26 protein-coding genes are annotated in these 26086 nt (G+C 60.2%); 14 read left to right on the top strand and 12 right to left on the bottom strand.

What is annotated here, in order from left to right:
* Positions 1-93: 93 nt before the first annotated feature.
* Positions 94-732, top strand: coding sequence for a cAMP-activated global transcriptional regulator CRP (crp, locus tag ACWKV4_RS04290; RefSeq protein ID WP_483830934.1), 639 nt, complete (start codon positions 94-96; stop codon positions 730-732).
* Here the strand turns inward: crp and ACWKV4_RS04285 are convergent.
* From ACWKV4_RS04285 to rpe, 7 genes are all read right to left on the bottom strand, one after another.
* Positions 717-1433 carry a lipoyl protein ligase domain-containing protein gene (locus ACWKV4_RS04285; protein ID WP_483830935.1) on the bottom strand — a complete coding sequence of 239 codons (717 nt, stop codon included), beginning with the start codon at positions 1431-1433 and terminating at the stop codon, positions 717-719. The genes crp and ACWKV4_RS04285 overlap by 16 nt on opposite strands.
* A 26-nt stretch (positions 1434-1459) precedes the next feature.
* On the bottom strand, positions 1460-2266 hold the full coding sequence (trpC, locus tag ACWKV4_RS04280; protein WP_483830936.1) for an indole-3-glycerol phosphate synthase TrpC: 807 nt from the start codon (positions 2264-2266) through the stop codon (positions 1460-1462).
* Positions 2263-3312, bottom strand: coding sequence for an anthranilate phosphoribosyltransferase (trpD, locus tag ACWKV4_RS04275; protein ID WP_483830937.1), 1050 nt, complete (start codon positions 3310-3312; stop codon positions 2263-2265). Before trpD ends, trpC begins: the two co-directional genes overlap by 4 nt.
* Before the next feature lie 9 nt (positions 3313-3321).
* Positions 3322-3921, bottom strand: a complete 600-nt coding sequence (locus ACWKV4_RS04270; RefSeq protein ID WP_483830938.1) for an aminodeoxychorismate/anthranilate synthase component II — start codon at positions 3919-3921, stop codon at positions 3322-3324.
* 49 nt (positions 3922-3970) lie between these two features.
* On the bottom strand, positions 3971-5449 hold the full coding sequence (trpE, locus tag ACWKV4_RS04265; protein WP_483830939.1) for an anthranilate synthase component I: 1479 nt from the start codon (positions 5447-5449) through the stop codon (positions 3971-3973).
* A gap of 67 nt (positions 5450-5516) precedes the next feature.
* Positions 5517-6335 carry a phosphoglycolate phosphatase gene (locus ACWKV4_RS04260; RefSeq protein ID WP_483830940.1) on the bottom strand — a complete coding sequence of 273 codons (819 nt, stop codon included), beginning with the start codon at positions 6333-6335 and terminating at the stop codon, positions 5517-5519.
* Positions 6332-7006, bottom strand: a complete 675-nt coding sequence (rpe, locus tag ACWKV4_RS04255; RefSeq protein ID WP_483830941.1) for a ribulose-phosphate 3-epimerase — start codon at positions 7004-7006, stop codon at positions 6332-6334. Before rpe ends, ACWKV4_RS04260 begins: the two co-directional genes overlap by 4 nt.
* A gap of 125 nt (positions 7007-7131) precedes the next feature.
* Here rpe and ACWKV4_RS04250 point away from each other — a divergent pair, with 125 nt between their 5' ends.
* Positions 7132-8085, top strand: a complete 954-nt coding sequence (locus tag ACWKV4_RS04250) for an alpha/beta hydrolase family protein (protein ID WP_483830942.1) — start codon at positions 7132-7134, stop codon at positions 8083-8085.
* Between the two features lie 7 nt (positions 8086-8092).
* On the opposite strand, the gene ACWKV4_RS04245 is transcribed toward ACWKV4_RS04250, so the two are convergent.
* The 3 genes from ACWKV4_RS04245 to ACWKV4_RS04235 are packed head-to-tail and all read right to left on the bottom strand — an operon-like array spanning position 8093 to position 10562.
* Positions 8093-8857 carry a TerB family tellurite resistance protein gene (locus ACWKV4_RS04245; RefSeq protein ID WP_483830943.1) on the bottom strand — a complete coding sequence of 255 codons (765 nt, stop codon included), beginning with the start codon at positions 8855-8857 and terminating at the stop codon, positions 8093-8095.
* Positions 8857-9540, bottom strand: a complete 684-nt coding sequence (murU, locus tag ACWKV4_RS04240; protein WP_483830944.1) for an N-acetylmuramate alpha-1-phosphate uridylyltransferase MurU — start codon at positions 9538-9540, stop codon at positions 8857-8859. The genes ACWKV4_RS04245 and murU overlap by 1 nt, the downstream gene beginning before the upstream one ends.
* Positions 9537-10562, bottom strand: a complete 1026-nt coding sequence (locus ACWKV4_RS04235) for an aminoglycoside phosphotransferase family protein (protein WP_483830945.1) — start codon at positions 10560-10562, stop codon at positions 9537-9539. Before ACWKV4_RS04235 ends, murU begins: the two co-directional genes overlap by 4 nt.
* Positions 10563-10690: 128 nt before the next feature.
* Here ACWKV4_RS04235 and ACWKV4_RS04230 point away from each other — a divergent pair, with 128 nt between their 5' ends.
* The 11 genes from ACWKV4_RS04230 (at position 10691) to ACWKV4_RS04180 (ending at position 24490) form a co-directional block, all read left to right on the top strand.
* A complete protein-coding gene (locus tag ACWKV4_RS04230; RefSeq protein ID WP_483830946.1) occupies positions 10691-13456 on the top strand; it encodes an LPS-assembly protein LptD in 2766 nt (921 codons plus the stop codon).
* Entirely contained in the window at positions 13431-14729 is a 1299-nt protein-coding gene (locus tag ACWKV4_RS04225; protein WP_483830947.1) for a peptidylprolyl isomerase, read from the top strand. The genes ACWKV4_RS04230 and ACWKV4_RS04225 overlap by 26 nt, the downstream gene beginning before the upstream one ends.
* A complete protein-coding gene (pdxA, locus tag ACWKV4_RS04220; RefSeq protein ID WP_483830948.1) occupies positions 14726-15712 on the top strand; it encodes a 4-hydroxythreonine-4-phosphate dehydrogenase PdxA in 987 nt (328 codons plus the stop codon). The genes ACWKV4_RS04225 and pdxA overlap by 4 nt, the downstream gene beginning before the upstream one ends.
* A complete protein-coding gene (gene rsmA, locus ACWKV4_RS04215) occupies positions 15712-16518 on the top strand; it encodes a 16S rRNA (adenine(1518)-N(6)/adenine(1519)-N(6))-dimethyltransferase RsmA (RefSeq protein ID WP_483830949.1) in 807 nt (268 codons plus the stop codon). The genes pdxA and rsmA overlap by 1 nt, the downstream gene beginning before the upstream one ends.
* An 82-nt stretch (positions 16519-16600) precedes the next feature.
* On the top strand, positions 16601-16981 hold the full coding sequence (apaG, locus tag ACWKV4_RS04210) for a Co2+/Mg2+ efflux protein ApaG (RefSeq protein WP_483830950.1): 381 nt from the start codon (positions 16601-16603) through the stop codon (positions 16979-16981).
* A complete protein-coding gene (locus ACWKV4_RS04205; protein WP_483830951.1) occupies positions 16981-17802 on the top strand; it encodes a symmetrical bis(5'-nucleosyl)-tetraphosphatase in 822 nt (273 codons plus the stop codon). Before apaG ends, ACWKV4_RS04205 begins: the two co-directional genes overlap by 1 nt.
* 19 nt (positions 17803-17821) lie before the next feature.
* Positions 17822-18151, top strand: coding sequence for a thiosulfate sulfurtransferase GlpE (gene glpE / locus ACWKV4_RS04200; protein ID WP_483830952.1), 330 nt, complete (start codon positions 17822-17824; stop codon positions 18149-18151).
* A gap of 281 nt (positions 18152-18432) precedes the next feature.
* Positions 18433-20355, top strand: coding sequence for a PrkA family serine protein kinase (locus ACWKV4_RS04195; protein WP_483830953.1), 1923 nt, complete (start codon positions 18433-18435; stop codon positions 20353-20355).
* A 140-nt stretch (positions 20356-20495) separates the two neighbouring features.
* Positions 20496-21770 (top strand): YeaH/YhbH family protein, encoded by a 1275-nt coding sequence (locus ACWKV4_RS04190; protein WP_483830954.1) that lies wholly within the window; start codon positions 20496-20498, stop codon positions 21768-21770.
* On the top strand, positions 21767-23329 hold the full coding sequence (locus tag ACWKV4_RS04185) for a SpoVR family protein (RefSeq protein WP_483830955.1): 1563 nt from the start codon (positions 21767-21769) through the stop codon (positions 23327-23329). Before ACWKV4_RS04190 ends, ACWKV4_RS04185 begins: the two co-directional genes overlap by 4 nt.
* 51 nt (positions 23330-23380) lie before the next feature.
* Complete coding sequence (locus tag ACWKV4_RS04180; RefSeq protein ID WP_483830956.1) at positions 23381-24490, top strand: tRNA nucleotidyltransferase/poly(A) polymerase-related protein; 1110 nt, start codon at positions 23381-23383, stop codon at positions 24488-24490.
* Between the two features lie 80 nt (positions 24491-24570).
* Here ACWKV4_RS04180 and folK read toward each other — a convergent pair whose 3' ends face one another.
* Positions 24571-25077 (bottom strand): 2-amino-4-hydroxy-6-hydroxymethyldihydropteridine diphosphokinase, encoded by a 507-nt coding sequence (folK, locus tag ACWKV4_RS04175; protein ID WP_483830957.1) that lies wholly within the window; start codon positions 25075-25077, stop codon positions 24571-24573.
* Positions 25068-25421 carry a dihydroneopterin aldolase gene (gene folB / locus ACWKV4_RS04170; RefSeq protein ID WP_483830958.1) on the bottom strand — a complete coding sequence of 118 codons (354 nt, stop codon included), beginning with the start codon at positions 25419-25421 and terminating at the stop codon, positions 25068-25070. The genes folK and folB overlap by 10 nt, the downstream gene beginning before the upstream one ends.
* Before the next feature lie 72 nt (positions 25422-25493).
* Between folB and plsY the strand changes: the two genes are divergently transcribed.
* On the top strand, positions 25494-26063 hold the full coding sequence (plsY, locus tag ACWKV4_RS04165; protein ID WP_483830959.1) for a glycerol-3-phosphate 1-O-acyltransferase PlsY: 570 nt from the start codon (positions 25494-25496) through the stop codon (positions 26061-26063).
* The last annotated feature ends 23 nt before the right edge of the window (positions 26064-26086 follow it).

The following is a 26086-nucleotide window of genomic DNA, read 5'->3' as shown; positions in this document are numbered from 1 at the left end:
TCGCGATACATAGGAAGTGCTGTTATGCTGACGCCAAATTGATGGCATCCACCGGAACCGCACTTAACGTCGTCCTGCATCGGAACCTTGCCCATGGCCGCGTCAGCCACCAAAATCACTCCGCTCGACAAGCTGTTGGCCCACTGCCAACGGCGCCGCTATGCGGCCAAGAGCAATATCATTTGTGCCGGCGACAAGGCCACTGTGCTGTCTTACATCCTCAAGGGGTCGGTAACTATCCTTATCGAGGACAGCGATGGTCGTGAGATGGTGATCGCCTACCTCAACCAAGGCGATTTCTTTGGTGAACTAGGGTTGTTCGACCCGCCGCACCTGGAAGGCGAGCGTAATGCCTGGGTGCGTGCCAAAACCGAATGCGAAGTGGCTGAAATCGGCTACGCACGCTTTCGCGAATTGTCTCGGATAGAGCCGGACATCTTGTACAGCCTTAGCAGCCAGATGGCCTATCGGCTACGCCGAACCACTCGTAAAGTAGGTGACCTGGCGTTCCATGATGTTACGGGGCGCGTAGGCCGGTGCCTGACCGATCTGTGCAAAGAACCAGACGCCATGACCCACCCGGATGGCATGCAGATCAAGGTCACCCGTCAAGAAATTGGCCGGATCGTGGGCTGCTCTCGGGAAATGGTTGGTCGTGTACTAAAAGACTTGGAAGAGCGGCAGCTGATTCACGTAAAAGGCAAGACCATGGTCATCTATGGCACGCGCTGATGCGCGGCCCTTACCTGCTCTAAAATTTGCCCTAGCGCGCTCGACAGCGGCGACAACACCGCCGCGTGGCCAAATCGCTCTTCGAAGGCGATATGGCTATCGGCCAAGCACCGCTGGGGTAAACCACACCCCTGATTGAACGCATTGACCGCGGCGACCATTTCGGACCGTTGATCGCGCATCAGTACTGCCCCATGGACCAATACAACCGGCCCGCCATGAGAGCGGGACTGGCGCCAGCGTTGGGCCGTGCCTACCCATTTACGCCCGTCCAGGTTTACGTTATAGCGCCCGTTACAGAAAGCACCGGGCACCTCGCCAAGGCTTGCCGTGCCCCCCAGGCTTTCCAATACGCCGCACAGTGGCTCGCAAAGGCGCAGGTAGGCGCGTTCCAGGCGATTGAAGTCGCCTTCGGCGCGGGGCGCGGCATACACCAGCGCCACATTGAGCGTAGCGACGGACTGCGGAACGGGCTCCCCGCCGGTTTCACGAAGCAGCACCGGCCAACCCAAGGCTCGCGCGGCGGCGGCGCCCTGGGCGAAACCTGGCGAGCGCTCCATGCGCCTAGGCATTACCAACGCTTGGTCGGTCGGCTGCCAGAACAGCACGCCGTCGTCGCGGTGCCCTTCGCATACCTGCGCCAGTAACATGAGTTCCACCCGCAAGCCTTGTTCGGTAGTCAGCCGCTGCAATTCATCCATTGATGCGCCCTTCAACCTGGCTGCCGTTAACGGCTGGGGAAGAACAACCGCGCCAGTTCGTCCCCTGGGTGCTCGGCCCGCATAAAGGCCTCACCCACCAGGAAGCCGTACACGTCGTTGATTTCCATCAGCTCCACGTCGGCGCGGTTGAGAATGCCGCTTTCAGTAATCACCATGCGATCAGTGGGGATGCCTGGAAGCAGGTCAAGCGTGGTTTCCAGGTTCACTTCGAAGGTATGCAGGTTACGGTTGTTGATGCCAATCAACGGCGTGTCCAGGTGACTTAAGGCACGCTCCAACTCATTGCCGTCGTGAACTTCGACCAGCACATCCAGGCCTGCGTCCTTGGCGGCACTCGCCAGCTCTACCATCAACCCATCACTCAAGGCCGAGACGATCAGCAACACGCAGTCGGCACCCAGGGCGCGAGACTCGTAGATCTGGTAGGGGTCGATCATGAAGTCCTTGCGGATGACCGGCAGCGCACAGGCCTCGCGAGCCTGCTGGAGGTACAGGTCTGCCCCTTGGAAGAAATCCACGTCGGTCAGTACCGACAGGCAGGTGGCACCGCCGGCCTCGTAGCTTTGGGCGATTTCAGCAGGGTGAAACACTTCACGGATCACGCCTTTGCTAGGCGAGGCCTTCTTGACTTCGGCAATCACCGCTGCTTGCTTGCGCGCTTTCTGGGCCAGCAGCGCTTCGGCGAACCCACGCGCGCGAGTGGCGGCACGGGCAGCTTCCTGCTGCTCGGCAAGGCTGACCCGGGCTTTGCGCTCAGCCACTTCCTCGGCCTTGCGGGCAAGGATCTTCTCCAGCACTGTTGGCACGCTCATGCTTCGTTCTCCTGCTTGAATACTGCCGTGAAGGCACCCAATTCCTCGAGCTTTTCCCGGGCCAGGCCCGTGTGGAGCGCATCGCTGGCCAATTCCACGCCTTGCTTTAGCGTAGAGGCGTGATCCGCCGCGTACAGCGCGGCGCCAGCGTTGAGGATAATCATTTCCGCCGCCTTACGGCCGTTCTCGGTCTGGCGCCGCCCCAATGCATCGCGAATCAGCTGCAAAGACGCCTGTGGGCTGTCCACGGTCAGCCCATGCAGGCTTTGGCTGTTCAGGCCAAGGTCTTCCGGCTCTACGGTATATTCGGTCACTTCGCCGTTTTTCAGCTCCGCGACGGTCGTGGGCGCGGCCAGGCTGAATTCGTCCAAACCATCCCGGGAATGCACCACTAGCACATGCTTGCTCCCCAGGCGCATAAGCACTTGCGCCAAGGGGCGGCATAACGCCGGCGTGAATACACCCACCACTTGGTGCACCACGCCCGCAGGGTTGGTGAGGGGGCCGAGCATGTTGAACAGTGTGCGTAGCGCCAGATCCCGACGGGGGCCCGCGGCGAACTTCATGGCCCCGTGATGGGCCTGGGCGAACATAAAGCCGATGCCGATGCTGTCGATGCAACGTGCCGCCTGTACCGGCGTGAGGTTAAGGTATACCCCGGCAGCCTCGAGCAGGTCTGCGCTGCCGCTTTTCCCGGACACCGCGCGATTGCCATGCTTGGCCACGGTGCAACCGGCCGCCGCCGCTACCAGGGCTGATGCGGTGGACACGTTGAAGATATTGGCCCCGTCGCCACCGGTGCCTACGATATCCACCACCCGGTCCAGGGAGGCTAATTCCACGCGCCCGGCCAATTCACGCATAGCGGCCACCGCGCCGACAATTTCGTCGATGGTTTCGCTCTTCATGCGCATGCCCATCAGGAACGCGCCGATCTGCGCCTCGGTACACTGGCCGGTCATGATCTGGCGCATCACATCGCGCATTTCCTCAGTGGTCAGGTCCAGTTGGCTGACCACCCGTCCGAGGGCTGTTTTAATGTCCATTGCCTGTCCTTAACCCTGGCGGGTGCCGCCGGTTTGCTTGAGGAAGTTGGCCAGCAGCTCATGGCCCTGCTCGGTGAGGATGGATTCGGGATGGAACTGCACGCCCTCGATATTCAGGGTTTTATGGCGCAAGCCCATGATCTCGTCGGTACGGCCATCCTCGTGCTGGGTCCAGGCAGTGACCTCCAGGCAGTCAGGCAACTGTTCATGCTTCACCACCAAAGAATGGTACCGGGTCACGGTCAGTGGCTGCGCCAAGCCTTCGAATACACCCAGATTACGGTGATGCACGGGGCTCGTCTTGCCATGCATGGCTTGGCGAGCACGTACCACCTCGCCGCCGTAGGCCTGACCGAGCGCCTGATGGCCTAGGCAGATGCCTAGAATCGGCAGCTTGCCGGCAAAATGCAGGATGGCATCAATGGAAATGCCCGCCTCGCTCGGCGTGCACGGCCCAGGCGACACCACGATACGCTCCGGCGCCAAGGCTTCGATATCAGCCACCGTCAGTTCGTCGTTGCGTACCACCTTCACATCGGCGCCTAGCTCGCCCAGGTATTGCACAACGTTATAAGTGAAGGAGTCGTAGTTATCGATCATCAATAGCATGGGGGTAACCTCTTGAATCTGGAATCGGGCAGGTACGCCAAAGGGGGGTTCAGCCCTGGCCTTGTTCGGCCAAGGCCACGGCGCGGAACATGGCCCGCCGCTTGTTCAGGGTTTCTTCCCATTCCAGGGCTGGCACCGAGTCCGACACGATGCCCGCGCCGGCCTGCACATGCAGCTCCCCATCCTTGATAACCGCAGTACGAATAGCGATGGCGGTGTCCATGTTGCCGTTCCAGGCAAAATACCCCACCGCGCCGCCATACACGCCGCGCTTGACCGGCTCGAGTTCGTCGATGATTTCCATCGCACGGATTTTCGGCGCGCCGGACAAGGTACCGGCTGGCAGAATCGCGCGCAGTGCGTCCATGGCCGTCAAACCTTGCTTTAACTGGCCGGTCACGTTGGACACGATATGCATCACGTTGGAGTAGCGTTCAATCACCATTTTTTCGGTGAGCCTTACGCTGCCGATTTCCGATACCCGCCCGGTGTCGTTGCGCCCCAGGTCGATGAGCATCAAGTGCTCGGCCAGTTCTTTCTGGTCGCTGAGCAGGTCTACTTCCAGCGCGTGGTCAGCCTCTTCGGTGGCGCCACGGGGACGGGTGCCGGCAATGGGGCGCACGGTGATCTGGTTATCTTCCACCCGTACCAGCACTTCCGGCGAACTGCCAACCACGTGGAAGTCGCCGAAATTGAAGAAGTACATATAAGGCGTGGGGTTGAAGCAGCGCAGCCCCCGGTAGAGGTCGATGGGCGCTGCCTTGAAGTCGATAGACATGCGTTGTGACGGCACCACCTGCATGCAGTCGCCCGCCAGGATGTAGTCCTTGATGGTAGTCACGGCGTGCTGGAAATCTTCCTGGGTAAAGCTGGAGCGGAAGGTTGGCTCTTTCCCAAGGGGCTGGGTGAAGTCCAGCCCCAGGCGTGGAGTGATGGGTTGGCGCAAGCGCTCCATCAACTCGGCCAGTTGCGCGTGGCCTTGGTCATAGGCATCGGTCTGGCTTGGGTCCGCCAGCACGATGGCGTGGATTTTCCCCGCCAAGTTGTCGAACACCACCACGGCATCGGACACCATCAGCAGAATGTCAGGCACGCCGATTGGGTCCGGGTTCGGGCAAGCGCCCAGGCGTGGCTCCACGTAACGTACGCAGTCATAGCCGAAATAGCCCACCAGGCCGCCATTGAACCGAGGCAAGCCGGGAATGGTAGGCACTGCGTAGCGGGCCTTGAAAGCTTCGACGAAGGCCAACGGGTCTTCTACCTCATGGCGCTCTACTTCCACGCCATCGTGGGTGATGCGAACCCCATGGCCATGCACCCGCAGCACCGTGCGGCAGGGCAAACCGATGATCGAGTAACGGCCCCACTTCTCGCCGCCCTGCACGGATTCAAGCAGGTATGAGTTGGGCTGGTCGGCCAGCTTCAGGTAAATGGACAGTGGGGTGTCAAAGTCGGCCAGGGTTTCACGGGCCAGGGGGATGCGGTTAAAGCCGGATTCGGCCAAGCGCAAGAATTCATCGCGGGTCATAGCTGCCTCGTGGCGGAGCAGAAAACGGGAAAACGAGCAAACGCGCCGGCAGGCCGGCTAGAAAGTGTCAGGCGCGCCAGCGCCAGCGGGCCAGGGCCTTGATAACTTTCATCCAGAGTTTGCAGGTAACCGCCACGATGGATTCTCGACCTGAAGAGGCAGGGGTGTTGCCCAACGTTATATCAGCGCTTCGCTCGAAGCAACTAGGCAACAGCGTTCTGAGATCATCTGTTACCAATGAGGGCGCTTCTTCAGTGATGGGCCGCCCGTGGTTATAGCCATAACTCAGCCCCACGCAGGCCACCCCAGCGGCCTTGGCGGCCAGAATGTCATTGCGCGAATCCCCAACGAACAACGCCTGCCGAGGGGACACACCCGCCATCTGCATCACATGCAACAACGCGGCCGGGTCTGGCTTTTGCTGAGGCAGGGTGTCTCCCCCAATGATCCAGCGGAAATACCGGCCCAGCTTGAGTTCGTCCAGCAAGGGCGCTACGAATTGCTCGGCCTTGTTGGTGATCAGCGCCATTTCCACGCCTTGGTCTGACAGCCATTTGAGGGTTTGACGCACCCCAGGGTAAACCTGGGTATTGCCATGGGCTTTGCCGTAAGCAGCCATAAATAGCGCCAAGGCTTGATCCGTAAGGGCTTCATCTACCTGAGCATGCTCCAGGCGCCCGGCCAGCGCGCGGCGCACCAGCACCCGCGCACCGTTGCCGATCCATAGGCGCACGGCTTCGATCCCCGCCGGGGGGCGGCCCAACTGAGCCAGCATGCTATCGACGGCTACGGCAAGGTCCGGCACGGAATCCACCAGGGTGCCGTCCAGGTCGAACATTACCAGCTTTGGCAGGTGCCCAGGGAATAGCTGCTCTAACCCACTCATGGCCGGGCCAGGGCGAGCTCGGCGCGCATTTGCTCGATGACCGCGCGGTAATCAGGCGCGTTGAAGATCGCCGAGCCCGCTACGAAGGTATCAGCGCCGGCAGCGGCAATTTCGCGAATGTTGTGCACGTTCACTCCGCCGTCGATTTCCAGGCGAATGTCCTTGCCGCTGGCATCGATCAGCGCCCGGGCTTCCTGCAACTTGCGCAAGGTACCAGGAATGAACTTCTGGCCGCCGAACCCAGGGTTTACGCTCATCAGCAGGATCATGTCTACTTTATCCATCACATATTCAAGCATGTTCAAGGGCGTGGCGGGGTTGAACACCAGGCCGGCCTTACAACCACCATCGCGAATCAGCTGCAGCGAGCGATCGATATGCTGAGTGGCTTCAGGATGGAACGTGATATAGGTGGCGCCCGCCTCAATGAAGTCACCAATGATGCGGTCCACGGGGCTGACCATCAGATGCACGTCGATAGGGGCGCTCACGCCGTACTTGCGCAAGGCCGCGCACACCATCGGGCCGATGGTCAGGTTTGGCACGTAGTGGTTGTCCATGACATCAAAATGCACCACGTCCGCTCCGGCGGCGAGTACGGTGTCGACTTCCTCGCCAAGACGAGCGAAGTCTGCGGAGAGAATGGAAGGCGCAATAGCGAAGGGCTGCATGTTGGACCTGTAGGCTGGACACAATGGCGCGCATTGTAGCCGATGGCAGGGCCGAGGCGCATGCCCACTAGCGGAGGCCTTGAAATGGCCTTAGGCTGCTGCAATCAACTGAATGGAATCCCACGATGCGTGCCCTTCGCCCTGCCATGTTCCTTACGCTGGCTGCCGCCCTTTCCTTACCTTTGTTTACCTATGCCGCGGACGCCCCGGCCGAGCCGCCGGCGGCGGCTACGGAGCGCCCCCCGCTACTCGAGCGTAGCGAGCAGGAAGCCCAAGCACTGACGCGTCAGCTGCCGGCTGAAGAACAGCAAATGCTGCAGGCCAGCGGGGATAGCTTCTTGGCGCTGTGGCGCCCTGCCAATGACGCTGACCCTGCCGGATTGGTGATCATCGTGCCTGGCGCCGGTGAAACGGCAAACTGGCCAGATGCCGTGGCGCCATTGCGCAACAAGCTGCCGGATGCCCGCTGGGGTACCCTGAGCCTGACACTACCGGATTTGCTCAGCGAAGCCATGCAACCCAGAGGCATCGAACCCCCTGCCCCCGCCGCCGCGGGTAGCTCGGCCACGCCCGCCGATGCCAATGCGCCCATTGAGCAGGCCGCCGCCGACGGCGCAGACCCAACTGCTCCGGCGCAAGCCCCTACTGCGGATGATCAACTCAAAACCGATGCCGCCCGGATATTCGCCCGCATCGATGCTGGCATTGCCTTCGCTCAGCAAGTAAAAGCCCGCAGCATCGTGTTATTGGGCCATGGCACGGGCGCCTATTGGGCCGCCCGCTACCTGAGCGAGCGCCAACCGTCACGCGCGCAGCGCTTGGTGATGGTGGCAGGCAAAACGCCAGAGGCCGCACCCGCAGGGCTCGATCAGCTTGCCCCCCAACTAAAAGTGCCCGTGGCTGACATTTATTACGCGACCAGCCCCAACCTGCGCACGGCCGCGTTACAGCGTTTCCAGGCCAGCAAGCGCCAGCAAGGTAGCCAATACAGCCAGACCGAACTCAACCCGTTGCCTGGCGACCAGGCAGGCGAGCAGCTGTACCGGCGCGTGCGCGGGTGGCTGAACCCGCAATCCTGATGTGCGCCTAAAAGCCTCGCCGCTTGCGCACCAGGTCAAAGGCCCGGTGCAGCTCGCCAGTCCGTTCCGTGGCTTCCCGCACCTGGGCTGGCGAGGCGCCCATGCCTTGGAGTTTGTCCGGGTGATGGCGGCTCAGCAGCCGGCGGTAGGCACGCTTGATCTGTTCAGGGCTGGCCTCCGGGGGCACGCCTAGCATACGCAAGGCATGCGTATAACCCTCAGCTAACCCGGCAGAGCCGCCCGCAGCTGGCGCATACTCCTTCCCTATCCCACGCACCCGAGGCGCGGCCCACCCTAGCCAGTTGCCCCACTCAAGCAACAGTTGATGCTCGGCCGCGCTTACTCGACCGTCCGCCCAGGCCATGCGCCAACAGGCGCGTAACAGGCCTTCGGAGGTGGTCAGGTGCCCTTGCAGCCGGCGCAGGTGCCCACCCAATGCGTCCTTGCCGGTTTTACCACGGTTGAAGGCCGCGATAGCCCGCTTGCAGGCAGGCTCATCAAGCCCCAGCTGCGTCATCTCGTTACGAGCCTGGGCGATGTGGCTTTGCCTTACGTGGCCGTCAGCCTTGGCCAGGCGCCCTAGCAGTACGAACAGCAACTCTTCGTCAGCCAAACCACCCCGCCCGGTAAAACGCGCCCAAAAGGCTGGCCAACTGTCCAGCGCCAGCCGCCGATCAACCCATTGGCCCACCAAGGCCCCAAGGATAGCGCCCGGGATATTGGCCAGGGCATAGCCTGCCGCCGCGCCTACCAGTGTGACGGGCCACAGCATCAGTGGCGGCCCTCCCCGCCGGGCGCTAGCAAGCGCTCCACTTCAGCCAGGCGCTCCGGGGTGCCGACGTCCACCCAACGGCCGTCGAAATGCTCCCCCGTCACCCGCCTCTCGGCCATGGCGCGGCGCAACAAGGGCGCCAGCTTGAAGACTCCGTCTGTACACCCTTGGAACAGCTCGGGCGACAGCACGGCAATGCCGCTATAGGTCAAGGCTTGCCCAGGCGCCGGCAGGTCACGCAGGTAGCCATTTTCCAAGGCAAAGTCACCGCCTGGATGGTGGGGCGGATTATTCACCATTACCAGGTGCGCCAAGGCGCCTTCGGGTAATTTCAAGTGGGTGTAATCATAATCGGCCCACACATCGCCATTGACCACCGCAAAGGGCTCGGCCCCCAACAATGGCAGGGCTCGATAGATCCCCCCGCCGGTTTCCAGGGGCTCGCCTTCCGGGGAATAAAGAATGTGTACGCCGAAACGGGCACCATCTTCCAGGTAAGCTTCGATCTGCTCACCCAGCCAGGCATGGTTGACCACCAGCTCGGTAAAGCCCGCCGCCTTTAGCGCCAGCAGGTGATGCTCGATCAGCGGTATGCCCGCAGCCTTCAACAAGGGTTTGGGGGTATGCAGGGTAAGGGGGCGCATGCGCTCCCCTTTGCCGGCGGCCAGAATCATCGCCTTCATGCATCACCCTCGCCAGGCAGCGGCAGGCTGGCCATGAGCGCGGCAAGGTCGGCCAATTCGCGCCTGCGCTTGACCACCGAGCCGATGTAAGTAAAGAAGCGCGGCACGTCCGCCAGGTACCGGGGCTTGCCGTCGCGATGACAAATGCGTGCGAAGATGCCGATGACCTTAAGGTGGCGCTGCACGCCCATCAGGTCGCTAGCCCGCAGAAAATCCGTGAGCGTACTCTGCACCGGCAAGCCTTGGGCCTGGGCGGCGCGCCAATATTCGCTGAGCCAATCCCCCACTCGGGCTTCAGGCCAGCTCAGGAAGGCATCCTTGAACAGGCAGGTTACGTCGTAGGTGATCGGGCCATAGACCGCGTCCTGGAAATCCAGCACGCCAGGGTTCGGCTCGCTGACCATCAGGTTGCGGGGCATGTAGTCGCGGTGCACCAGCACCTTGGGCTGGGCCAGCGCGCTGTCGATCAGCAGGCGGCTGACGGCGGCCCACTGAGCCTGCTGGGTTTCGTTGAAGGTGATACCCAGATGGCGCTGCACATACCATTCGGGAAACAGCTCCAGCTCCCGGCGTAGTAGCGCTTCGTCATAGCTGGGCAATGACGCGGTCATCGGCAGTGCCTGGAATTTAAGCAGCGCCGCGATGGCATCCTTGAACAAAGCCTCGGCATTGGCTGGCGTGATGACATCCAGGTAGGTTTGCTTGCCCATGTCGCTCAGCAATAGAAACCCGCGCTCCAGGTCTTGGGCAAGAATGGCAGGCACATGAATATCAGCCCCTGCGAGCAACGCGGCGATGTCCACGAATGGCTTGCAGTTTTCCTGTGGGGGCGGTGCGTCCATCACGATAAAACTGCGCTCAGGGGTAGCCCAGCGAAAATAACGGCGGAAGCTTGCGTCACTGCTGGCGGGGGTCAACTCGCCTTCGGGCACCTCACCCCAACCGTGCTCCTTATAGAGGCTGTGCAATTGAACCTGAAGCCAGGGGCGCAGCAGTTCGAGGCGTACATCTTGATCGGGCATTTACAGAGTCTCCGACGGCGCTAGCCGTCAAGCGGGTCATGCTTTATTATCCAGCATCTTTTTCAGACCATCGAGAGGCGTGCACACCCGCACGGGCAGATGGCACGCAGGAAGCCCGGACTAATAAGATGGCATTGAAATCCCCCGCGTTTCGTAGAAAGTTTCCGTTGCTGGTCACCGGCAGTCTGCTGGCGATGCAACCCTTGGCCGTACCTTATGTAAGCGCCGCGCCGCAGTATGACTGCCAAGTGTCCGCTTCTGGGGCCTGGGATTGCAAAACCCGTGACACTACCGCAGCCCTTCCGCCACGCCCCCAGCATAATGCCACCTCCGTGAGTACGGCGGCAGGCGACAACGCTTCGGGCCAGCAAGGCGAGGCCGCGGCCACCACGCTGGTGACCGAAAGCAAGGGCCGTGGGCTCAAGTCTCGCAGCGCAGACTACAGCCACCTGGACTGGGTACCGCGCGAAAAGCTTACCCCGGCGCAGTTGGCCGAAACCGGGCCTTATTGCGCGGGTGCCTACGTTGAGCCGCTTCGCCCAGGCATGAGCGATAAAACGTCCAAGTCCGACGCGCCTACCTACATCAATGCCCGCGCCTCGCGTTACGAAGAGCAGTCGCAAACCGCGACCCTCGCCGGTGACGTGGTGATGCGCCAAGGCAGCATGCAGGTCGAGGCCAACGAAGCCGCGCTGCACCAAGCGGAAAACCGCGGCGAGCTTAACGGCAACGTGAAGATTCGCGACAACGGCGCACTGCTCGTAGGCGACCACGCCGAAGTGCAGCTCGACACTGGCGCGGCCCAGATCGACAACGCTGAATATGTACTGCACAAGCAGCGGGCGCGGGGGTCGGCCCTGTACGCCAAGCGCGCCGAGAACGCGATCATTCGCTTGAAGGACGGCACCTATACCACCTGCGAGCCCAACAGCAACGCCTGGTCGATCAAGGGCAACAATATTACCCTGAACCCGGCCACTGGTTTCGGTACCGCCACCAACGCTACATTGCGGGTGAAGGACATTCCGGTGTTGTACACGCCGTACTTCTACTTCCCCATCGACGATCGCCGCCAATCCGGCTTCCTGGCGCCAAGCATCTCGAGCAGCAGCGACAGCGGTCTGACCCTGGTCACACCGTACTACTTCAACCTGGCGCCTAACTACGACGCCACTTTGTACCCACGCTACATGGCCAAGCGCGGCCTGCTGATGGAAGGCGAGTTCCGCTACCTTACGCCAACCAGCGAGGGGCAGTTCGGCGCGGCTTACCTGAACGACGAAAACGACGACCGCAAGGATCAGTCGGACTACAAAGACCGCCGCTGGATGATCAATTGGCAGCATAAGGGCGGCCTGGATTCGCGCCTGATGACCGAGGTGGACTACACCCGCATCAGTGACCCGTACTACTTCCAGGATCTGCAAACCGACCAGATCGGCGTCGAAGACCGGGACTCCATCAACCAGCAAGGTGCCCTCACCTACCGCGGCCCAACTTATACCGCGCGGCTGAACGTGCAGTCCTATCAGCTGGCGACCGTGTCGGACATCACCCCTTACGATCGCATGCCCCAGCTGACCCTGGATGGCAAGCTGCCGTACAACCCGGGCGGGTTGGAGTTCACCTACCACACCGAGGCGGTACGCTTCGACCGGGATCTGCGTAGTGGCCTGTTCACTGATCAGGACGGCCTCAGTAGCCCCCGCCTGGATCAAAACGTCCGTGGCCTGAACCGCGCCAATGGCGACCGCTTCGACGCCGAGCCGGCAGTCAGCCTGCCAATGGACTGGGCCTACGGCTATATCAAGCCCACGCTTAAGTACAAGTACACCCAGTACGACTTGAGCCTGGACAGCCGTGGCAAGAGCCAGCTAGGCGAGGGTCAGCGCTTCGACAGTTCACAGAATATTAGCGTGCCGATCGCCAGCATCGACAGCGGCCTGTATTTCGATCGCGACACCACCCTGTTCGGCACGCCGTACCGTCAAACCCTCGAACCGCGCCTGTTCTACCTGTACGTGCCCTACAAGGACCAGAGCGACATTCCAGTGTTTGATACCGGGGAGAGCGTGTTTAGCTACTCCTCGCTGTTCCGTGACAACCGCTTCAGCGGCTCGGACCGTATTGGCGACGAAAACAAGCTGTCCCTGGGCGTGACCAGCCGCTGGATCGAAGACAACGGCTTCGAACGCCAGCGCTTCAGCATCGGCCAAGCGCTGTACTTCCGCGACCGCAAGGTACAGTTGCCGGATATTGCCTACGCCGACCGCGACGACGCCCAATCGGACGTTTCCCCTTACGCGTTGGAATACGAATACCGCTTCAACCGCGATTGGCGCTTTACCTCGGACTTCAACTGGGACCCGGACAGCCGCAGCACCCGCTCGGGCAGCGCAATGTTCCACTACCAGCCTGAAGACAACCCGAACAAGATCGTCAACGCCGGCTTCCGCTACCGCGACGACACCATCCATTACGACACGGCCACTGGCCGCTGGCAGTTCGGTGGTGACTACGGTGCGCCCGGTCAGGACAACTATGTAAAGGACTACTACAAAATCCAGCAGCACGACTTCTCCGTCATGTGGCCGCTGGTGCCCCAGTGGAACCTCATCAGCCGCTGGCAGTACGACTACAACCGCAACCGCACGCTGGAGGCCTTCGGTGGCTTCGAGTACGACAATTGCTGCTGGAAACTGCGCCTGATCAACCGTTACTGGGTTGATTACGACGAATACAGCCAGAACGCCCCTGAGAACGAAAAGGGCGATCACGGCATCTTCCTCCAGATCGTGCTCAAGGGCCTGGGCGGCGTAGTAGGCACTAAAGTCGAAAGTTTCCTCGACCAAGGCATTCAGGGTTATCGTGAACGTGAAGACCAAGCTATGTGATCGACTGCGCCCCCTGCTGTTGGGCGCACTGTTTCTGGGTACCTTGGCGCATGCCCAGGTCCAGCAACTGGATAAAGTAGTGGCCATCGTCGACAACGACGTGATCATGCAAAGTCAACTCCAGCAGCGCATGCAGGAAGTGCGGCAAACCATTGCCAAGCGCGGCGGTGGAGAGCCGCCGATGGAGGAGCTGCAAAAGCAGGTCCTCGATCGCCTGATTCTGGAAAACCTCCAGATTCAGATCGGTGAACGCTCCGGCATCCGCATTACCGATGAAGAGCTCAATGGCGCCATGGGCACCATTGCCCAGCGTAACAACATGAGCCTGGACCAGTTCCGCGCGGCCTTGGCCCATGATGGCCTGTCGTACGACGCTGCCCGGGATCAGGTGCGCCGCGAGATGATCATTAGCCGGGTACGGCAGCGCCGAGTGGCCGAGCGCATCCAGGTCAGCGAGCAGGAAGTGAAAAACTTTTTGGCTTCCGATATGGGCAAGGCGCAGCTGTCCCAGGAATACCACCTGGCCAATATCCTTATTCCTACGCCGGAAGGCGCTAACTCGCAGCAAATTCAGGCTGCCGCTCAACAAGCGGGTAACCTGTATCAGCAATTGCGTGAGGGTGCGGATTTCGCCCAGCTGGCCACCACCCGTTCCGCGAGCGACAACGCTTTGGAAGGTGGTGACATGGGCTGGCGCAAAGCCGCTCAGTTACCCCCGCCGTTCGACCATATGCTGGCGGCCATGCAACCCGGTCAAGTGACTCAGCCCGTGCGTACGCCAGGGGGGTTCATCATCATCAAATTGCTGGAAGCCCGTGGCGGCCAGGCCGAGATGCGTGAAGAAGTCCACGTGCGCCATATTTTGCTCAAGCCAAGCGAAGTGCGTAGCCCGGCCGAAACCAAGCGTTTGATTGACACCTTGTATACCCGTATCAAGGATGGTGAGGATTTTGGCACCTTGGCCAAGAGCTTCTCCGAAGACCCAGGTTCGGCCCTAAACGGTGGCGACCTGAACTGGATCGACCCGCAGTCGCTGGTACCCGAGTTCCGCGAAGTGATGGCGCAAACTCAGGTAGACACGGTTTCACAGCCTTTCCAAACCCAGTTTGGCTGGCACATTCTGGAAGTTCTGGGCCGTCGCGCCACGGATGCCACCCAGCAGGCACGCGAACAGCAGGCCCTCAACGTATTGCGTAACCGCAAATACGACGAAGAACTGCAAACCTGGCTCCGTCAGATCCGTGACGAGGCCTACGTCGAAGTCAAAGAGTGAGTGTACTTCGTTTCGCGCTCACGCCTGGTGAACCGGCAGGCATAGGCCCCGACCTGTGCCTGCTGTTGGCCTCCCAGGCGCAGCCCTACCCTCTGATCGCCATTGCCAGCCGTGCTCTGCTTGCCGAGCGGGCCATCCAACTGGGGCTGGCGGTCGACTTGCAGGCGGTTACCCCCTCGGCACTGCCTAACACGCCTGCACCGGCCGGAAGCCTGTATGTGCTCGACGTGCCCGTAGCGGCCCCTGTGGTGGCAGGGCAACTCAATGCCGCCAACGCAGGCTACGTGCTTGAAACGCTCAAGGTAGCTGGCGAAGGCTGCTTGCAAGGGGCGTTCGCGGGCATGATCACCGCACCCGTGCACAAGGGCGTGATCAACGAAGGCGGTACGCCGTTTTCCGGGCATACCGAGTTCCTGGCCGAGCTGACGGGTACCGAGCAGGTGGTGATGATGCTGGCCACCCGAGGCCTGAGGGTAGCGCTGGTGACCACTCACCTGCCGCTGCGCAGCGTTGCCGATGCGCTCACGGCGGACCGCCTGACGCGAGTGACGCGCATTCTGCACCACGACCTGCGCAACAAGTTCGGGATCGCCAATCCGCGTATTCTGGTGTGCGGGCTAAACCCCCATGCCGGCGAGGGCGGGCACTTGGGCCGCGAGGAAATCGACGTGATCGAGCCAGTGCTGCACACGCTGCGCGGCGAAGGGATGAACCTCATCGGGCCGCTGCCAGCCGATACCCTCTTTACCCCCAAACACTTGGAGCACTGCGACGCGGTGCTTGCCATGTACCACGATCAGGGCCTGCCGGTGTTGAAGTACAAAGGCTTTGGCGCGGCGGTCAACGTCACCCTGGGCCTGCCGATCATCCGCACTTCGGTCGACCATGGCACTGCCCTGGACCTGGCCGGAAGCGGCAAGGTCGACACCGGTAGCCTGCACGTTGCATTGGAAACTGCCTATCAAATGGCCGAGGCACGTTAATGACTGAGCAATACCAACACCGAGCGCGCAAGCGTTTCGGGCAAAACTTCCTTCACGATGCTGGGGTGATCGACCGTATCCTGCGTGCTATTCATGCGCGTGAAGGCGATCGGCTGCTGGAAATCGGCCCCGGCCAGGGCGCGCTTACCGAAGGCTTGCTCGACAGCGGCGCCCAACTGGACGTGATCGAACTGGACAAAGATCTGGTACCCCTACTCCATCAGCGCTTCGCTGGGCGTGGCAACTTTAGCCTGCACCAGGGTGACGCTTTGAAATTCGATTTCTCCACGCTCAACCCGGCACCAAGAAGCCTGCGTGTAGTGGGTAACCTGCCCTATAACATTTCCACGCCACTGATCTTCCACCTGCTGGGCAATGCCTCGGTTATTCGAGACATGCACTTCATGCTGCAGAAAGAAGTGGTGGAACGCCTGGCCGCGGGCCCTGGTGGCGGTGACTGGGGCCGGCTGTCGATCATGGTGCAGTACCACTGCCGCGTGGAACACCTGTTCAACGTAGGCCCTGGGGCCTTCAATCCACCGCCGAAGGTGGATTCGGCCATCGTGCGCCTGGTGCCTCATGAAACGCTGCCGCACCCGGCCAAAGACCATCGGCTGCTCGAACGCGTAGTGCGCGAGGCTTTCAACCAACGGCGTAAAACCCTGCGCAATACCCTCAAGGCCCTGCTGCCAGCTACGGCGATCGAAGCCGCGGGCGTGGACGGTAGCCTGCGGCCGGAACAACTGGACCTGGCCGCCTTCGTGCGCCTGGCCGACCAATTGGCCGATCAGCCCGAAGCTTCCTGACCAGCCGTCAGCCGCCAGCGGCTCCATGGCCTAGACTCATCAGTACTCTTCTGTCCCTCGTTCCTGCTTTTAAGGCTGCACCATGTCCGACCCGCGCTATTACATAGACGTCTCCGTCGATACTCGCTTTCTGGCGGAACAATCTAGCCCCGAGCAAGGGCGTTATGCCTTTGCCTATACCGTTACCGTTAGCAATAAAGGGCAAGTACCCGCCAGGCTGATGTCCCGCCACTGGGTGATCACCGATGGCAATGGCAAGGTCGAGGAAGTTCGCGGCCCTGGCGTCATTGGCCAACAGCCATTGATTGGCGTGGGGGAAAGCCATACCTACAGCAGCGGCACGCTGATGCACACTCAAGTAGGCAACATGCAGGGCACTTATCAAATGGTGGCTGAGGACGGCCAGGAATTCGACGCCATCATTGCCCCCTTCCGCTTGGCGGTCCCTGGAGTTCTTCACTGATGGCGGTGTATGCCGTAGGTGACTTGCAGGGTTGCCTTGACCCACTCAAGTGTTTGCTTGAAGACGTAGCGTTCAACCCCGCTCAGGACAAGCTATGGCTAGTAGGCGACCTGGTGAACCGTGGGCCGCAATCTCTTGAAACCTTGCGTTACCTGTATGGGATTCGGGATGCAATTGTATGCACCTTGGGCAATCACGACCTGCACCTGATCGCGGCCTGGTACAACATCGAGCGGCTCAAAAAGGGCGATACCCTGGCTGAAGTGCTGGAAGCGCCTGATGGCCCGCAGCTGATCCAATGGCTGCGCCAGCAAAAGCTGTTGCACTATGACGAAGCGCGTAACTTTGCTTTGGTCCATGCGGGTATTCCACCCATGTGGCCCTTGAGCAAAGCCCTGCGCTATGCAGCGGAGGTAGAAGCCGCCCTGCGTGACGACAACCTGATCAAGCCCTACCTCGATGGCATGTATGGCAATGAGCCAACCAAGTGGAACAAGGACCTGCACGGCGCCACACGCCTGCGTGTGATCACTAACTATTTCACACGTATGCGCTTCTGCACCCGCGAGGGCAAGCTGGACCTCAAGGGCAAGGAAGGCGCGGACAGCGCCCTGCCCGGCTATGCGCCTTGGTTCAGCCACAAGGACCGCCGCAGCCGCCACACACGTATCATCTTCGGCCATTGGGCGGCGCTGGAAGGCCGTTGCGACGCGCCTGGGGTTTACGCGCTAGATACCGGCTGCGTGTGGGGCAACGCCATGACCCTGATGAACGTCGATACCTTGCAGATGCACCGCTGCAACTGCCCGCCCACTCGTTAGGCTACACACAGGAGCCACTATGTCCGAATTCAAGCGCATCCCTCCGCAAGCGGCCCAGGACTTGCGCGCACAAGGCGCGGTCGTTGTGGATATCCGCGACCCGCAAACCTATGCCAACGGCCATATCAGTGATTCGCGGCACCTGGATAACCACTCGCTGCACGACTTCATTACTCAGGCCGACCTGGACGCGCCACTCGTCGTGGTGTGCTATCACGGCAACTCCAGCCAGTCCGCGGCGGCCTACCTGGTCAGCCAAGGTTTTTCTGACGTGTATAGCCTCGATGGCGGCTTTGAGCTGTGGCGCCAGACCTACCCAGGCGAAATCGCTACCCAAGCAGCCAACTAATTTTTTTTTAACACCCGCATAGCCCGATTTTCGGGCGCCCTGGGGCGTGCGGAGGGCCTACCTAGGCTCGCCGGGGCATGGCTAGCCTTGAATTCTCCGATTACCAACTATCCTTAAGCCCAGGCCATCCAAAACAGGAGAGAGCCGGCACACCGGCGCGCGGGTCATCGGTAGGGTATTTCGGGTGTTCTGGGGGGAAAGGGCGACCGGCTGGCTCCGGCTGCCTCCAAGCATCGGCTGAGTGATCCGACGTCGGCTCCGGTATCGAGCGAGGTGACGTCATGAGTATTTTTAGCCACTTCCAACAGCGTTTCGAAAGCACGAAACAGGAAGAATTGTCGCTGCAAGAATACCTGGAGCTCTGCAAAAAAGACCGCACTGCCTATGCTTCGGCGGCCGAACGTCTACTCATGGCAATCGGCGAACCCGAGTTGGTGGACACCGCCTCGGATTCCCGGCTGTCTCGCATCTTTTCCAACAAGGTCATCCGCCGTTACCCGGCGTTCCGGGATTTTCACGGCATGGAAGAGTGCATCGACCAAATCGTGTCCTACTTCCGACATGCTGCCCAAGGCTTGGAAGAAAAGAAACAAATCCTTTACCTGCTTGGCCCGGTAGGGGGCGGTAAGTCCTCCTTGGCTGAAAAGCTCAAACAGCTTATGGAAAAGCAGCCCTTCTACGCCATCAAGGGCTCTCCGGTATTCGAGTCGCCCCTTGGGCTGTTCAACGTGACCGAGGACGGTGCCATTCTAGAGGAGGACTTTGGCATCGCCCGTCGCTACCTCAACACCATCATGTCGCCCTGGGCGACCAAACGCCTGGCTGAATTCGGTGGCGATATCAGCCAGTTCAAAGTGGTAAAGCTCTACCCTTCCATCCTTAATCAGATCGCGGTCGCCAAGACAGAACCCGGGGACGAGAACAACCAAGATATCTCTGCCCTTGTAGGCAAGGTGGACATCCGCAAGCTGGAGGAATACCCCCAGAACGATGCCGACGCCTATAGCTACTCGGGCGCGCTGTGCCGTGCCAACCAGGGCATGATGGAGTTCGTAGAGATGTTCAAAGCGCCCATCAAGGTGCTGCACCCTTTGCTGACTGCCACTCAAGAAGGTAACTACAACAGCACTGAAGGATTGGGCGCGATTCCGTTCAACGGGGTGCTGCTGGCTCACTCCAACGAATCTGAATGGCACACCTTCCGCAACAACAAGAACAACGAAGCCTTCATCGACCGTATTTACATCGTGAAGGTGCCTTATTGCTTGCGGGTCAGCGACGAGATCAAGATCTACGACAAGCTATTGATCAACAGCTCCCTGGACAAAGCCCATTGCGCGCCCGATACCCTGCGCATGCTGGCTCAGTTCACCGTACTGTCGCGTTTGAAAGAGCCGGACAACTCCAATATCTATTCAAAGATGCGGGTGTACGACGGCGAAAATCTCAAGGACACCGACCCTAAAGCCAAGTCCATTCAGGAATATCGAGATTCCGCTGGCGTGGATGAGGGCATGACGGGCCTGTCCACGCGCTTTGCTTTCAAGATTTTGTCTAAAGTGTTCAATTTCGACGCGGTAGAAATCGCTGCCAACCCGGTTCACTTGCTGTACGTGCTTGAGCAGCAAATCGAACAGGAGCAATTCCCGGCCGAAGTGCGCGAACGTTACCTGCGCTTTCTTAAAGAGTACTTGGCACCCCGCTACATCGAGTTCATTGGCAAGGAAATTCAGACCGCTTACTTGGAATCTTACAGCGAATACGGGCAGAACATCTTCGACCGTTATGTGCTGTATGCGGATTTCTGGATTCAGGACCAAGAGTACCGGGACCAGGAAACCGGCGAGATCCTCAATCGTGTGGCGCTCAACGAGGAACTCGAAAAAATCGAGAAACCCGCGGGCATCAGTAACCCCAAGGACTTCCGCAACGAAATCGTCAACTTCGTGCTACGTGCTCGGGCCAACAACAACGGCAAGAACCCTACCTGGCTCAGCTATGAGAAGTTGCGCGTAGTGATCGAGAAGAAAATGTTCTCCAACACCGAGGACTTGCTGCCTGTCATTAGCTTCAACGCCAAGGCCAGCAAGGAGGACCAGCAGAAACACAACGATTTCGTTACCCGGATGGTCGAGCGCGGGTATACCGACAAGCAAGTGCGGTTGTTATCAGAATGGTACCTGCGCGTGCGCAAGTCTCAATAAGTGGCAAGCGACAAGCCGCAAGCTGCAAGCTGATCCGTGCTGGGCGACCGCTCTGCGCATCAGCATACGGTGATGGTGGCTGCTCTTTCTTGCAGCTTGAAGCTTGAGGCTTGAAGCTGCCCCGAACTCCTGGAGGGGCCATGAGTTATGTGATCGACCGACGCTTGAACGGAAAGAACAAGAGCACGGTGAACCGCCAGCGTTTCTTGCGGCGTTATCGTGATCACATCAAAAAGGCCGTGGAAGAAGCCGTAAGCCGGCGCTCCATCACCGACATGGAACACGGCGAGCAAATCAGCATTCCAGGCCGCGACATTGACGAGCCGGTGCTTCACCATGGCCGAGGTGGCAAACAGGCCACTGTACACCCGGGTAACAAGGAGTTTACGTCCGGCCAGCACATTCCCCGCCCACAAGGCGGCGGGGGCGGGGGTAAAGGCCCTGGCAAAGCTGGGAATTCCGGTGAGGGCATGGATGAGTTCGTATTCCAGATCACCCAGGAGGAATTTCTCGAATTCATGTTCGAGGACCTGGAGCTGCCTAACTTGGTCAAGCGCCAGCTCACCGGCACAGAAACCTTCAAAACCGTGCGCGCGGGCATTTCCAACGAGGGCAACCCGTCCCGCATTAACATTGTACGCACCCTGCGTTCGGCTCATGCTCGGCGCATTGCGCTGTCCGGCAGCAGCCGTGCGCGTTTGCGAGAGGTACGCACAGAGCTTGAACGGCTCAGGCGCGAGGAGCCAGACAACTTTGGTGATATCCAGGCGCTGGAAGCTGAAATCGAAAAGCTCAGCGCACGTATTCACCGGGTGCCGTTTTTAGATACCTTTGACCTGAAGTACAACTTGCTGGTCAAGCAACCCAACCCTAGTTCCAAGGCGGTAATGTTCTGCTTGATGGACGTGTCTGGGTCCATGACCCAAGCCACCAAGGATATCGCCAAACGCTTTTTCATCCTGCTGTATCTGTTCCTGAAGCGAAACTACGACAAGATCGAAGTGGTGTTCATCCGCCATCACACCAGTGCCAAGGAAGTGGACGAAGAGGAGTTTTTCTATTCCCGGGAAACCGGTGGGACCATCGTCTCCAGCGCCCTGAAACTCATGCAGGAGATCATGGCCGAGCGTTACCCCACCAATGAGTGGAATATCTATGCGGCGCAGGCTTCCGACGGGGACAACTGGAACGATGACTCGCCCATTTGCCGGGACATCCTTACCCGGCAAATCATGCCTCACGTGCAGTATTACACCTATGTGGAAATCACCCCGCGCGAACACCAGGCGCTGTGGTTCGAATACGAGCGCATCGGCGAGCATTTCCCTGACACCTTCGCCCAGCAACAATTGGTGACTGCTGGTGATATCTACCCAGTGTTCCGTGAACTCTTCCAGCGCAGGCTAGTGACATGACCTCGAGAGAGCAAAAGCGCCAACCCCTCTCCACGGGCTCGGAATGGACCTTCGAGCTTATTCGCGCCTACGACCGCGAAATCAGCCGTATCGCCGAGCGCTACGCGCTGGATACCTACCCCAACCAGATCGAAGTGATTACCGCTGAGCAAATGATGGATGCCTACGCCTCGGTGGGCATGCCACTGGGTTACCATCATTGGTCCTACGGTAAGCACTTCCTTAGCACGGAGAAATCCTACACCCGCGGGCAGATGGGCTTGGCCTACGAAATCGTGATCAACTCCGACCCCTGCATTGCCTATTTGATGGAAGAGAACACCATGTGCATGCAGGCGCTGGTGATCGCTCATGCTTGCTATGGCCATAACAGCTTCTTCAAGGGCAACTACCTGTTCCGCACGTGGACCGATGCCAGTTCCATCATCGATTATCTGGTATTCGCCAAGCAGTACATCATGCAGTGCGAAGAGCGCCACGGTATCGACGCTGTGGAAGACTTGCTGGACTCTTGCCATGCCTTGATGAACTACGGCGTAGACCGTTACAAACGCCCTTATCCTATTTCCGCCGAGGAAGAGCGCCGTCGCCAGAAAGATCGCGAAGAACACTTGCAGCGGCAGATCAACGACCTATGGCGCACTATTCCCAAGGCGATGGAAAAGTTTACCGAGCAGGATCAGGCGCGCTTCCCCGCCGAACCTCAGGAAAATATCCTCTATTTCATTGAAAAACACGCGCCCCTGCTAGAGCCCTGGCAGCGCGAAATAGTACGCATCGTGCGCAAGATCGCCCAGTATTTTTACCCGCAGCGGCAAACCCAGGTAATGAACGAAGGCTGGGCCACTTTTTGGCACTACACCTTGATGAACGACCTTTACGATGAAGGCCTGGTTACCGACGGCTTTATGATGGAGTTCTTGCAGTCTCACACCAGCGTAGTGGCCCAACCGGGTTATGACAGCCCCTATTACAGCGGCATCAACCCCTACGCCCTGGGTTTTGCCATGTACCGGGACATTCGCCGGATGTGTGAACACCCCGATGAAGAGGACCGCCGCTGGTTCCCGGAAATCGCCGGCAGCGATTGGCTGTCGACCCTGAAGTTCGCCATGGGCAGCTTCAAGGACGAAAGTTTTATCCTGCAATACCTCTCCCCCAAGGTGATTCGCGACCTTAAGCTGTTCAGCATCCTGGACGATGACCAGCGAGACGACCTGCTAGTGCCTGCCATTCACGACGACAGTGGGTACCGGCTGATCCGCGAAACCTTGGCCGCGCAGTACAACCTGGGTAACCGCGAGCCGAACGTACAAATCTGGAGCATCGATCGCCGCGGCGACCGTTCCCTCACGCTGCGCCATCAGCAGCACGACCGCAAACCGTTGGGCGAGTCCACCGAGGAAGTGCTCAAGCACCTGCACCGGCTATGGGGCTTTGACGTCCATCTGGAAACCGTACAGGGCGACCAGGTGGTAAAAACCCACCATGTGCCGCCGCGCGCTGCGCCTGGCGAAGGCGACTATGGCCGCCTGGACATGGCCGTGGTGCACCTGTGAGCTGATCCTTCAGCGCCTGGGGTATATCCTAGGGCGCTGAAGGAGACCTTTATGAAGATTTACAAAGTTGGTGGCGCCGTGCGCGATCGCCTACTTGGCCTGCCGGTAGCCGATGTGGACTGGGTGGTGGTAGGTACCACCGCCGAGCAGATGCAAGCTTTGGGTTACCGCCCGGTGGGGGCCGATTTCCCAGTGTTTCTCCACCCTGATACCGGCGCCGAGTACGCTCTGGCGCGGACCGAACGCAAAAGTGGCAAGGGGTACGGGGGCTTTGTGTTCCATGCTAGCCCCAAAGTAACCCTGGAAGAAGACCTGCGCCGACGGGACTTGACCATCAACGCCATGGCCGAAGACGACAACGGCCACGTGATCGACCCCTATGGCGGCCGCGTTGACTTGCAACAGCGCTGGCTGCGCCATGTGTCGCCGGCCTTTGGGGAAGACCCGTTGCGCATACTGAGGGTGGCCCGCTTCGCCGCGCGCTATGCCCCATTAGGCTTTCGTATCGCGCCAGAGACCCTGACACTGATGCAGACGCTCGGCGCCTCGGGTGAGCTGCACGCGCTGACACCCGAGCGCAGTTGGAAAGAAATCTCCCGCGCCCTGATGGAAGCCGCGCCCCAGGTGTTCTTCGAGGTGCTCAAGGCCTGCGGGGCACTGGACGTATTTTTTCCGGAAGTGGCTTCCCTAGAGCCGTTGCATAAGGCAGCCTTGGCGGATCAGCCCCTGACCGTCCGCTGGGCGTGCCTGCTGCTGCATCTGGAAAGCCCTCAGGCTATAGGCGTGGTAGGCCAGCGTTTCAAGGTGCCGCGAGATTGCCAAGAGCTGGCCCAGCTAACCGGCCAGTATCATGGCCAAGCCTTGCGAGCTACCACGCTGAGCGCGCAGGCCTTGCTGGAGCTGCTGCATGCCTTCGACGTATACCGCCGCCCCCAGCGCTTCGAAGAATTTGTAAACGCCTGTGAGATGCTGACCCTTGCCCAGGGGCACTCAAGCTTCCCAAAAGGGCAGTACCTGCGCAGCGCCGCTGCGGTAGCCAGAGAGGTGCCTGTAAAGCCGCTGGTGGACGCAGGGTACAAGGGCCAGGCCCTGGGAGATGCCCTGCGCCAAAGCCGACTACAAGCCCTACAGGCCTTTACCACACCTCGCACCCCCTTGTAGGAACGAGCGCAAGCTCGCGAACATGTGCTGCAGGTCAATCGTTCAGTTGGTCATACTGGATTCGCCAGCTTGGCTGGCTCCTACAGGAGCGGCGAAGCTTGTGGCCAGTCAAAGGGCACTTGCTTCAGTCGCTGGCCGATACGGGCTTCGGCCCAGAGATCCGCAAAGCGCCGCCCCTCCCTGGGATGTATCTCGTCTGGCGCCAGCAACGCCAGGGGCCATAGCACAAAAGCATTACGCAGGATTTCTGCCCTGGGCAGCACCAACCCGTCGAACGTGCCCGCCAACTGACCATACATCAATACGTCAATGTCCAAGGGCAGCCCTTGGCGGTCCGGGGCATAGCGGCCGTTGTCCGCTTCGATGAACTTGAGCTTACGGTCCAGCGTCATCAGTGGCAGGTCGGTCAAGCCGGTCACTGCCATGTTCAAAAAAGGGCCGCTCTTGATGCCAATGGGCTCGCTTTCAAATACCGGCGAGCAGCGCAGCCCTTGCAGGCATGTATTCAGCGCGTCGAGGCCGGCGCGAAGGTGGGCATGGCGGTCTATGTTGCTGCCAAGCCCCAGGTATACCCGTGTCAGCGACATCCGCGCTCGATCTCCACGCCTACGCCCTGGGCCTGTGGCACCGCGCCGGGCTTGGTTACCCGCAGGCGCAGCCAAGGGATGCCAAACTCGCTCATCAGGCTGGCGGCCAACCGCTCGGCAAAAGTTTCCACCAGCTCGAAGCGCGCGCCTTGGGCGAAAGCCTCAACCGCCTGGGAGACCTTGGCGTAGTCCAGCGCCAGGGTCAGGTCATCGCCTGCCGCCGCGGGCCGGTTATCCCAGCCGAAGGTAAAATCCAGCCGCAGGCATTGGCGAATATCGCGCTCCCAGTCGTAGGCACCGATCACGGTGTCGACTTCCAGGCCTTCGATGAACACGGTATCCAAGCACTCTCTCCTTTGACGACAAAGGCGCATTGCGCCGTTAGAATCCGAACGTCCACGCTCGGAATAGTTAGCATGTCTTGGTTACTGGCCGTTATGGCTTACCTGCTCGGCTCACTGTCCTTCGCCATCCTACTCAGCCTTAGCGCTGGAATCTCGGACCCCCGCGCCAGCGGCTCGGGCAATGCCGGGGCCACCAACATGCTACGCCTGGCCGGGCGCAAGCTCGCCTTGCTGACCCTGCTTGGGGACCTTAGCAAAGGGCTGGTTCCCGTACTTTTGGCCAAAACCTTGGGGCTCGGCCTGCACGCCCAAGGCTGGATTGGCCTGTGCGCGGTGCTCGGCCACCTGTTCCCCCTGTATTTCAGCTTCCGGGGTGGCAAGGGCGTGGCCACCGCAGCGGGCGTGTTGCTGGGGCTCTACCCCCCTGCCCTGCTGCTGGCCGTAGCCTTGTGGCTGCTGACCTTCAGCCTGAGCCGTACCAGCTCCCTGGCGGCACTGACGGCCATGCCCCTCACCTTGCCGCTACTGGCTTGGCAAGCGCCCCAGGCCTTGCTGCCCATGGCCCTGCTGACAGTGTTGATCGTATGGCGTCACCGAGCCAACTTAAGAGCCTTGTTGGCAGGCCGTGAGCGGCACTTCTAGTGCTCTGCACGATTCGCTATAAA

The organism is Pseudomonas artemisiae (assembly GCF_057128685.1).
Note: the sequence above shows the minus strand (reverse complement) of the source record. Positions and strands in the feature narration are given on the sequence as shown.